The organism is Pedococcus sp. NPDC057267, from assembly GCF_042668795.1.
Classification (GTDB): Bacteria; Actinomycetota; Actinomycetes; order Actinomycetales; family Dermatophilaceae; genus Pedococcus.
The window spans coordinates 1-10293 of the sequence record NZ_JBHUYG010000123.1 but is presented as its reverse complement, the minus strand read 5'-3'; the positions used below and the strand labels follow the sequence as shown (position 1 = coordinate 10293).

Below are 10293 nucleotides of genomic sequence, written 5' to 3'. Positions count from 1 at the left end.
GGTCGAGGGGAGTGAGACCGGCGGCTCCTGCCGGGGGCGCAGGCCGCTGACTGCGGAAACGCCGCAGATGGCACCCCGCAACCGGGGTCCATCTGCGGCGTTCTGTAGCGGCGCCGCCCGACTTGGCCGCCATTCCGGCCACCAGGCAGGTCATCAGGTCGAGGTCCGAGCTCGAGAGCCGTCCGCTCCTCCCGCCCTGGTCGAGGGCGACGGCGATGCGGGGGATGATCTGTGCGCGACTAGCGTCTTGCTTGCGCGTGGCCCAATCCTCTCAATCCCGCCAGGGCGCTTGGCGACCCGCCTATCGTTGGAGCGAATCGTCGGGAAGTACCGGCCGTTCGACTGGCATCAGGGGGTATGGCCATGAGGTTGTTCCACAAGTCGCAGCAGCAATCGTATGGGACCCTTCCGCCCGCCGCGTGGCACCCGGCCCCTGATCGGCCCGGCTTCCTCCGGTGGTGGGACGGACACCAGTGGACCGAGCACTACCATCCTGTTGCCGCTGCCGACCCCGGCCGGCCGCAACGGAAGCCCAAGACGACGTACCAGACCTCACGGCCAGCCGGTGCCCCCGTCGAACCGTGGGCGAAGGCAAGCCTGAATGTCCAAGTTGTGGGTGAGAGCAACTACGAGGCGAGCTTTCGGCGCCTCATGGAGCGGAACCGGCCGCCTTGGGGCGAATACGGCTGCGAGATGAGAGGCCTGCACGCGGCGACCGTCCCCGACCCTTCGAACCCTTATGACCACGACGCCGTAGCCGTCTGGGTTCAGGATGAACTTGTCGGATTCCTGTCGCGAGACGACGCCAGCCTCTATGCCCCGCCGTTGGCCGACCTCTCCGAGCAGGGCAGCCATCTCCGAGTCGAGGCCCGTGTCTCGGTATTCCGCCCGGACGATGATGAGTTGACCTTGTGTGGCAGCGTCACATTGAGCATGCCGCCGCCAGACGGGGTTCAGTCCTTCAATGCCCTACCGGAGCGACCGTTCCAAGTACTGCCGCACGGCGGCCAGATTCAGCTAACGGGCGAAGAGCAACACATGGATGTGTTGCGCCGATATGTGGCGGACCGCAGCCGATATCTAGCGGTTACGCTCCACGCCGTGCCGAAGGCGCCTGATGCCGACGAGCGTGTGATTGAAGTCCGCCTGGACGACCACCGGATTGGGTCGCTCACTAAAGGCATGTCGGACAAGATCATCGATCTAGTTCAATACGTCCAGGGCCGCAATCGCCTACCGGTATGTCGGGCCGTGATGAAGGGATCTCCACTCCGCGCCGAGGTGGTCCTCCAAGTTGCCAAGTCGTTTGAAGTCACGCGGCGATGGCTCGATTCAGTCGAACCAGCACCTGCTAGCGAGGGATAGCAGGGACGACCGCAGTTCCGTCATCTAGCGCCGCCCTTCGTTCCCTAGGTCAGTACAGCGCTAGGTGCTGGACGGCGAGGGCCCGGGGTCGGCATCGCTGCCGGCCCCGGGCCCGTCCCTTCCTTGGCGCCCGTGGCGCCTGCGTCCCGGGACGCCTACTTGCAGTAGACCTCCACGCGGTAGGTGATGTCGTCCCCGGCGTTCCACGGCGCGACGGTCACGGAGACCGAGTAGCTGCCGCTGCCGTTGCGGTACCGCTCACCGTTGGGCCCGGTCACGTAGTCGATCGTGCAGCCCGGCTGGTCGGAGACCGTGATGGTGTGCGTGCCCTCCTCGGCTGCCTCCACGTGCGCCTCGTCGTACGCGAGGATCGCGGGGTCGTACTCCGAGTACTTTACGTTCGACGCGCCGACCGTGTCGGTCCAGCCGGCTGCCAGGCCGAGCAGGGCGTTGCCGTCCTTCCAGAACCGGGTGTCGATCTCGACGATCGCGTTCGCCAGGACCTTGAAGTTGTCCGTCTTGCTGTAGCGCGGGTTGAAGCAGCCGTACTTGGCGAACCGGCCGCAGTCGAGCCGTGACGTCGGCGTGACCCAGGCCTTGTACACGCCGCCCGGGTTCGGGGTGTCGGCGTACGGGTACAGCTGCACCGTGATCCCGGGGTCGTCGGCGCTCGTGCCGGTGGCGTGGGCGCACGCGCCGGACGGCGAGACGCTCTGGATGACGCCCGAGCCGTCGACCGTGAACTGGCGGCAGGCGAGCGCGTCCGAGCTGAGCAGCTGGGTCGGCTTGGGGCCCGTGACCTGGAACGTGTAGGTGCCCGCGGGGAGCCCGGCGGCGCCGATCGGGGCGTTGATGCCCGGCCCGCCGTTGAGGTAGACGTCCTGCTTGGCCGCGTAGTGGTTGAGGTTGACCGGTGCACCCGTGACGTCGGTGGTGAAGATGGCGCCGGAGACCTGTCCGCCCTGCGGTGCGGCGTACGTGGTCGGCGCCAGCGCGATCATGGCGAGCGGCACGACGGCGGCACCCGTGAGAAGTCTGCGCATGGAGGTTCTCTCGCTTCCAGACGGCCCCGTCCCTTCGGCGGGGCGATGCCGTCACGGTGGCACCACGCGGCTGCGAGCGGATCGCCCGGAATGCGTATGCCGCCCTACGTATCCCGTCAAACGCACGCCAACGCAGGCATCGGGGACCCCAAGACGCCTCGGTGCCTACGCCTCAGCGCTGCCGAGCGGCACGACGGCCACCGGCTCGTGGCGGGGGCGGTGCCCGCGCCCCTCGCCCAGGTGCGAGGCGAAGAGGGTGACCTCGGACGCCGTCCACGCCGGCCCGGCGTACGCGTCGAGCACCCGCACCCAGCGCGTGGACTCGAACGGTCGCCGCGATCTGGCCAGCGTCACGTGCGGGTGGAACGGTCCGCCCTGCGGCGAGGCCCCGGCGCGTGCCGCCGCCCGACGCACGCCGCGGGCCAGGGCGACCAGGGCGTCGGTCGCGCCGTCGACGCCAGCCCACAGGACGCGCGCGTCGTACACCTCGGGGAACGCGCCTGCACCGCGGACCCGCAGGGACAGGGCGGCCCGACCCCTCACCGCGTCGTGCAGCTCCTCGACGAGGGGGTCGAGCGAGCGCTCGGGCACGTCGGCCATGAAGGCGAGCGTGACGTGCCACTGGTCGGGGTCGGTCCAGCGCAGGTGGTCGCCGGCGTCGCGCCGCGGCTCGAGGAACGCGTCGAGGTCCTCGACCGCCTCGGCCGGCGGCACCAGCGCCGCGAACATCCGCACCCCACCATTGTGTCCGGGACCGTTGTGCGTGCGCGGCCGCCAACTAGATTGGGTTCCCGACGAAGGGGGAGCTGGTATGCCGTCGTGGCGCCCTGACTGGACACCTGCCCGCACGTGGTTCGTCACCCTGCGCGTCCTCGAGGTGGCGGCCGCGCTGCTCGTGCTCGGCCAGGTGCTCGACGCGGTCACGGCCTGGCGGCAGGTCGTCGCCTTCGGCCCGACCGGTCCGGACGGCACGGTGCTGCACCTGACCTTCCTGCAGCACGTGACGGCGTTCGCGCAGACGAGCGTGTACCGGCCGGTGGTGCTGTCGGCGTTGTTCGTGGCCCTCGTCGTGCTCGCCGGCGTCGCGGCGCTGCACCGGGTCCGCCCGGTGTCGCACGCGAGGCTCCTGCGCTGGGAGCTGCTGGCCCTCGGTGCGGCCCAGCTCGTGGTGGCGCTCGTGGGCGTCGCGGCGAGCGTCGTGTCGATGTTCACGCGGAACCCCTTCGAGTCGGCGCCGGACCCGGGGACCGTGACGGCCTGGACGGGGCCCGGGCCGGTCGAGCTCGGTCTCGTGGGGCTGGGCCCCTCCGTGGCGACGGCGGCCGTGGTCGTCGTCGCGGCGCTGTGGTGGGTGCGGCTGCCCGTGGAGTTCGAGGAGGAGGTTGCGGCGCTCGATGAGGACGATGCGCTCGACGAGGACTCCGCCGTGGCCCACAACGGCGAGGCCTCGACGGGGCCCGACGGCGCGCATGCAGGTCGGCGCAGGGCGCGGCGCACATTGCTCCCGGGCGTCGGGGCCGACGATGCCATCGTGCTCGACGGCGTCGAGGAGATCGCGCCGGTCGAGCGGCTGAGCCCGGTCGAGGGCGGGGACGGTGCGACGACCAGTGGCTACGAGGACTGGCTGCGGCGTTCCTGACCACGGGTGCCGCCCAGTGGCCGGCGCCGCCCCGGTGCCACCCGCGCAGGCCGCGACGCGCCCGGGCGCGGGGGCGCCGTGCGGACGCGTCCCGGTACGCCCACCCTCCTCCGTTCGGACGAAGTTGTGACCAAACACGTGCGTCGCCGTGGTCTGTCGCGGCGAGCACACGCGTACGGGTTCGTTAGGCTCAGGCACGTGCTTTCCCCCGACGACGCCACAGTCATGGTGGGCGCCGTCTCGACCCTGCGCGAGCAGGTGTCCGCTGCGGCGCTGCCCCTCGACGTCCCCGACGTCGCGACCGCCCGAGCCACGCGCGCGGCGCTGCTGAGCCAGCTCGACGACTACGTGCTGCCCCGCCTGCGCTCGCTCGACGCGCCGCTGCTCGCCGTCGTCGGCGGCTCGACCGGTGCCGGCAAGTCGACGCTCGTGAACTCGGTCGTCGACGCGGACGTGTCGGCGTCAGGGGTCCTGCGGCCCACGACCACCGTGCCGGTGCTGGTGCACCACCCCGACGACGAGAAGTGGTTCCTCGACGACCGGGTGCTGCCCGGCCTCAGCCGCACGACGGGCGTGGCCGCCCCGAACGAGGGCGCCGGCGACACGACGACGCTGCGGCTGGTCACCTCACGCTCGCTCCCTCCGGGCATGGCCCTGCTCGACGCCCCCGACATCGACTCCGTCGTCAGCGCGAACCGCGCCCTCGCCGGGCAGCTGCTGTCCGCGGCGGACCTCTGGCTGTTCGTCACGACCGCCGCACGCTACGCCGACGCGGTGCCGTGGGAGCTCCTGCGGCAGGCCTCGGACCGGGGGACCGCCGTCGCGATCGTCCTCGACCGCGTGCCGCCGGAGGCGATGTCCGACATCCGCAGCCACCTCGCCCACATGCTCCGCGAGCAGGGCCTGTCCACCGCGCCGATCTTCGGCATCCCCGAGGCCACGCTCAGCCCACAGGGCCGGCTGCCCGAGGGCGACGTCGCACGCCTGCGGTCCTGGCTCACCGCGCTCGCGAGCGACTCGCGGGCGCGCTCGGTCATCGTCCGCCAGACGCTCGAGGGCGCCCTCGGCTCGCTCGACGACCGGGCCGCGCTGCTCGTCACCGCCTCCGAGCACCAGGCCGACGCGCTCGCCAAGCTCGAGCGCGCGGCCGAGGACGCCTACGCCGCCGCGCTGCAGAACGTCGAGCAGGGCATGACCGACGGCACGCTGCTGCGCGGCGAGGTCCTCGCCCGCTGGCAGGAGTACGTCGGCACGGGCGAGTTCTTCAAGCAGGTCGAGTCGACCGTCTCCAAGGTGCGCGACCGGATCACGGCCGCCCTCAAGGGTGCACCTGCCCCGTCCGGCAACCTCGGCGAGGCGCTCCAGACCGGGGTCGCCGCGCTCGTGCTCGCCCAGGGTCAGGGCGCACCGCTCGTGGCGGCTCGCGCCTGGCGGGGGCTGCCCGGCGGCGACGCGCTGATGGAGCGGTCCGAGGTCGACCTCGCCAAGCCGTCGCCGGACCTCGCCGTCCGGGTCGAGCGCCTCGTGCGCGACTGGCAGGGCGACGTCCTCGACCTGGTCCGCCGCGAGGGCAAGGACCGGCGCACCACGGCGCGCATCGCGGCATACGGGCTCAACGGCGTCGGGGTGATCCTCATGCTCGTCGCCTTCGCGCACACCGGTGGGCTGGTCGGTGCCGAGGTCGGCATCGCCGGCGGCACGGCGGTGCTGGCGCAGAAGGTGCTCGAGGCGATCTTCGGCGACCAGGCCGTGCGCGACATGGCGCGCAAGGCCCGGCAGAACCTCCTCACCCGCGTGCGAGACCTGTATGCCGTGGAGCAGGCGCGCTACGACGCGGTCCTGGGGGACGTGGACGTGACGACGGACCAGGCCCGGCGCCTGGCAGATGCCGCGGCAGCGGTGAAGGCGGTGCGATGAGCCCCCTGATCATGGGTGGTGCGCGGGTGAAGGGCATCACGGCCAAGGAGCTGGCGCAGAAGTCGGCAGCCCTCGAGCAGGCGCTCGCGGCGGGCAACGGCCAGCTGGACCCGAGGCGCAGTGCGGAGGCGCGGGACCTCGTCGCCAAGGTGGCCGGGCGGACGTCCAAGGCCGGTGGACACACGGTTGTCGCGCTCGCCGGTGCGACCGGGTCGGGCAAGTCGAGCCTGTTCAACGCGCTCGTCGGCGAGGACGTCGCCATGGTCGGCGCCCGCCGCCCCACGACGTCCCGCCCGGTGGCCGCAGTCTGGGGCGAGGAGGACGCGGGCGAGCTGCTGGACTGGCTCGGCGTGCAGCACCGCCACCGCGTCGGCCCCGACGACGGGGCCGAGCTCGACGGCGACCTCGGGGCCGAGGAGCTCACCGTGGCGGGGGCACGCGACCGGCACGAGGCGCGGTTGGGCAACGGCCGGGGTGGCGAGGGCCGGGGTGGCGACGGACGCGGCTCGGTCGGGCTCGTCCGCGGACGGGTGGGCCGTCGGCGCGAGGCGCGCCCGGGACGGCTCGACGGCCTGGTCCTGCTGGACCTGCCCGACTTCGACTCGCGGGTGCTGGCGCACCGCGAGGAGTCCGAGCGGGTGCTCAAGCTGGTCGACGTCTTCGTCTGGGTGACGGACCCGCAGAAGTACGCCGACGCCCGGCTGCACGACGACTACCTCAAGGTGCTCGCCACCTACGACGCGGTCACCGTCGCGGTGCTCAACCAGACCGACCGGCTCACCCCCGACGCCGTCGGCCAGGTGCGCTCGGACCTGTCCCGGCTCGCTGCCGACGACGGCATCGCCCAGCTCCAGGTGCTCGCGACCTCGGCGCGCACCGGCGAGGGGGTCGAGGCCCTGCGGATGCGGCTCGCGACGGCCGTCGCGGCGCAGAACGCCGCGCAGCACCGGCTCGCCGCCGACATCCGCGCCAGCGCGTCGGCCCTGCGGGCCGGCCTCGGCGTGAACGAGCCGCAGCTGTCCGCACAGGTCGACGACGAGCTCGTCGACGCCCTCGCGCGCGCGGCCGGCATACCCGTGGTCGTCAACGCCGTGGAGCGCGACTACCGGCACCAGGCCTACGGGCGCACGGGCTGGCCGTTCACCCGCTGGTTGCGCGCACTGCGCCCCGACCCGATGAAGCGGCTGCGGCTCAACACCCGCGACGAGGTCGAGGAGAAGCTGGCGGTCACAGCCGGTGACGTGCGCACGGTCCTCGGCCGGTCCTCGCTGCCGCCGCCCACCCCCGCCGCCCGCGCCGCGGTCGAGCTCGCCACGCGCCGGGTCGGCGCCGACGCGGCCGAGGGGCTCCCGCACCGCTGGGCCGAGGCCGTCGCGGATGCCGCGACACCTCCGGGTCCGGAGCTCGCCGACGCCCTGGACCTGGCCGTGGTCGGCACCTCGTTGAAGATGCGTGCGCCGCTGTGGTGGCGGTTCTGCGGTCTGGCCCAGCTGGTGCTGGCCCTGCTCACCGTGGTCGGTGCGCTGTGGCTGGCGGTGCTGGTCGTCCTCGGGTGGCTGGCGGTGCCGGCGGTGGACACCCCGCGGGTCGGCTCGGTGCCGGTACCGCTGCTGCTGCTCGTCGGAGGGCTCGTCCTCGGCCTCGCGCTGTCCGCAGCCGCGCGCTGGTTCGCGGTCATCGGGGCGAGGCGACGGGCCGAGCGCATCCGGCGACGGCTCCTCGAGGCCGTGGCCGCCGTGGCGGAGTCTCGGATCATGGCACCGGTGCGCGAGGTGCTCGCCCGGCACAAGACGACCCGCGAGGCGCTCGACCTCGCCGCAGTCTGAGCCTGGTCGTCCACAGGGCTCCCCGGGCCTCGTCGCCGTCCACAGGAGGCCGACGTCGTCCTCGCCGGGGACCGGTCGCCTCGTCACGCTGGTCGAAAGACACAGCACACGAATGACGAGGTGAGCGAGATGAACGAGTCCTACATCACGGTGACCGGCCGGCTGGTCGCCGAGCCGGAGGCCCGCACGACGCGGACCGGGGTGCCCTTCGCGGCCTTCCGGGTCGCGTCGACGGTGCGGCGCCTCAACGCCAGGACCGGCAGCTACGAGGATGCCGGCACCAGCTTCTTCAACGTCACGGCGTTCCGGGCCCTCGGGGCGAACGTCGCGAACTCGATCCACAAGGGTGAGTCGGTGGTCGTCCACGGGCGGTTGCGGGTCAACCAGTGGATGCGCCAGGACAACACCCCGGCCACCTCGGTCGAGATCGACGCCTACACCGTGGGCCACGACCTCAACTGGGGGACCACCGAGCTCCACCGGGTCACCCGGGCCCAGCTCGACCAGCACGACCGGATGGCCGATGCAGGCGTGCAGGACGTCATGGCGGCGCTCGAGGGGGAGGAGGTGCCGCCGACCGACGACCTGGGCGACTTCGAACCCGGCGACCTCGCGGCGCGCCGGCGCGAGAGCGGCGACCCCGAGACCGACGAGTACGAGGTGGCCGTGGAGCCGACCGGCCTGGTGCCGCGCGACGGCGGCGAACGCGCGCTGTCGGGCGTGTGACAGGGGCGTGACGCCGATTCGGGCGTGGGGGCGCCGGCAGATAGCCTTGCCCCCATGCCCGAGTTCATCTACGTCATGTCGAAGGCCCGCAAGGCCCATGGTGACAAGGTCATCCTCGACGACGTCACCATCTCCTTCTACCCCGGCGCCAAGATCGGCGTCGTGGGGCCCAACGGCGCCGGCAAGTCCTCGGTGCTCAAGATCATGGCCGGCCTTGACCAGCCGTCCAACGGTGACGCCCGACTGACGCCGGGCTACTCGGTCGGCATCCTGATGCAGGAGCCCGAGCTCAACGAGTCCAAGACCGTCCTCGGCAACGTCGAGGAGGGCGCCGGCGAGATCAAGGCCAAGCTCGACCGCTACAACGCGATCTCCGCCGAGATGGCCGAGCCGGACGCCGACTTCGACGCCCTCATGGAGGAGATGGGCAAGCTGCAGGAGGCCATCGACGCCGCCGACGCCTGGGACCTCGACTCCCAGCTCGAGCAGGCCATGGACGCGCTGCGCTGCCCGCCGCCGGACGCCGACGTGACCGTGCTCTCCGGTGGCGAGCGCCGCCGGGTCGCCCTGTGCAAGCTCCTGCTGCAGAAGCCGGACCTGCTCCTGCTCGACGAGCCCACCAACCACCTCGACGCCGAGTCGGTGCTCTGGCTCGAGCAGCACCTCGCCGCCTACCAAGGTGCCGTCGTCGCGGTGACCCACGACCGCTACTTCATGGACAACGTGGCGCAGTGGATCCTCGAGCTCGACCGCGGCCGCGCGTACCCGTACGAGGGCAACTACTCCACCTACCTGGAGAAGAAGGCCGCACGTCTGGAGGTGCAGGGCAAGAAGGACGCCAAGCTGGCCAAGCGCCTCGCCGAGGAGCTGACCTGGGTGCGGTCCAACGCCAAGGCCCGCCAGACCAAGTCCAAGGCCCGCCTGGCCCGGTACGAGGAGATGGCAGCCGAGGCGGAGCGGACCCGCAAGCTGGACTTCGAGGAGATCCAGATCCCGCCGGGCCCGCGCCTGGGCAGCAAGGTGATCGAGGTCCGGAACCTGCGCAAGGGCTTCGGCGAGCGCATCCTCATCGACGACCTGTCGTTCACCCTGCCGCGCAACGGCATCGTTGGTGTCATCGGCCCCAACGGTGTCGGCAAGACCACGCTGTTCAAGACGATCGTCGGCCTCGAGGAGGCCGACGGCGGCACCGTGGACATCGGCGAGACCGTGAAGATCTCCTACGTCGACCAGAGCCGGGGCGGCCTCGACCCCAACAAGAACCTCTGGGAGACGGTGTCCGGCGGGCACGACTACATCAACGTCGGGCAGGTCGAGATCCCCTCGCGCGCCTACGTCTCGCAGTTCGGGTTCAAGGGCCCGGACCAGCAGAAGAAGACCGGCGTCCTGTCCGGTGGGGAGCGCAACCGCCTCAACCTCGCGCTCACCCTCAAGGAGGGCGGCAACCTGCTGCTGCTCGACGAGCCCACCAACGACCTCGACGTCGAGACCTTGGGCTCGCTGGAGAACGCGCTGCTCGACTTCCCGGGCTGTGCCGTGGTCATCAGCCACGACCGGTGGTTCCTCGACCGCGTGGCCACGCACATCCTCGCCTACGAGGGCGACGACGAGAACCCGGCCAAGTGGTACTGGTTCGAGGGCAACTTCGAGGCGTACGAGGCAAACAAGGTCGAGCGGCTCGGGGCCGACGCTGCGCGCCCGCACCGCGTCACCTACCGCAAGCTGACCCGCGACTGACGACCCGCGCGAACGGCCGTGTGCCCCAGCCACACGTGGC

Annotated in this window: 8 protein-coding genes; 6 read left to right on the top strand and 2 right to left on the bottom strand. The window is 71.8% G+C overall.

Annotation, left to right across the window (positions count from 1 at the left end; translation table 11 throughout):
• Window positions 1–363: 363 nt before the first annotated feature.
• On the top strand, window positions 364–1365 hold the full coding sequence (locus ACFUC1_RS18725; protein WP_379122513.1) for a DUF2510 domain-containing protein: 1002 nt from the start codon (window positions 364–366) through the stop codon (window positions 1363–1365).
• Window positions 1366–1520: 155 nt separating this feature from the next.
• Here ACFUC1_RS18725 and ACFUC1_RS18720 read toward each other — a convergent pair whose 3' ends face one another.
• Window positions 1521–2408, bottom strand: coding sequence for a hypothetical protein (locus ACFUC1_RS18720; protein ID WP_379122511.1), 888 nt, complete (start codon window positions 2406–2408; stop codon window positions 1521–1523).
• A gap of 165 nt (window positions 2409–2573) precedes the next feature.
• Entirely contained in the window at window positions 2574–3137 is a 564-nt protein-coding gene (thpR, locus tag ACFUC1_RS18715; RefSeq protein WP_379122517.1) for an RNA 2',3'-cyclic phosphodiesterase, read from the bottom strand.
• An 82-nt stretch (window positions 3138–3219) separates the two neighbouring features.
• Here thpR and ACFUC1_RS18710 point away from each other — a divergent pair, with 82 nt between their 5' ends.
• The 5 genes from ACFUC1_RS18710 to ettA all read left to right on the top strand — a co-directional run bounded on the left by ACFUC1_RS18710 (window position 3220) and on the right by ettA (window position 10253).
• Entirely contained in the window at window positions 3220–4047 is an 828-nt protein-coding gene (locus ACFUC1_RS18710) for a hypothetical protein (protein WP_379122509.1), read from the top strand.
• A gap of 198 nt (window positions 4048–4245) precedes the next feature.
• Window positions 4246–5964, top strand: coding sequence for a dynamin family protein (locus ACFUC1_RS18705; RefSeq protein WP_379122507.1), 1719 nt, complete (start codon window positions 4246–4248; stop codon window positions 5962–5964).
• Window positions 5961–7790 (top strand): dynamin family protein, encoded by a 1830-nt coding sequence (locus ACFUC1_RS18700; protein ID WP_379122505.1) that lies wholly within the window; start codon window positions 5961–5963, stop codon window positions 7788–7790. Before ACFUC1_RS18705 ends, ACFUC1_RS18700 begins: the two co-directional genes overlap by 4 nt.
• A gap of 129 nt (window positions 7791–7919) precedes the next feature.
• Window positions 7920–8516, top strand: coding sequence for a single-stranded DNA-binding protein (locus ACFUC1_RS18695; RefSeq protein ID WP_379122515.1), 597 nt, complete (start codon window positions 7920–7922; stop codon window positions 8514–8516).
• Window positions 8517–8570: 54 nt separating this feature from the next.
• Window positions 8571–10253 carry an energy-dependent translational throttle protein EttA gene (gene ettA / locus ACFUC1_RS18690; RefSeq protein WP_379122503.1) on the top strand — a complete coding sequence of 561 codons (1683 nt, stop codon included), beginning with the start codon at window positions 8571–8573 and terminating at the stop codon, window positions 10251–10253.
• The last annotated feature ends 40 nt before the right edge of the window (window positions 10254–10293 follow it).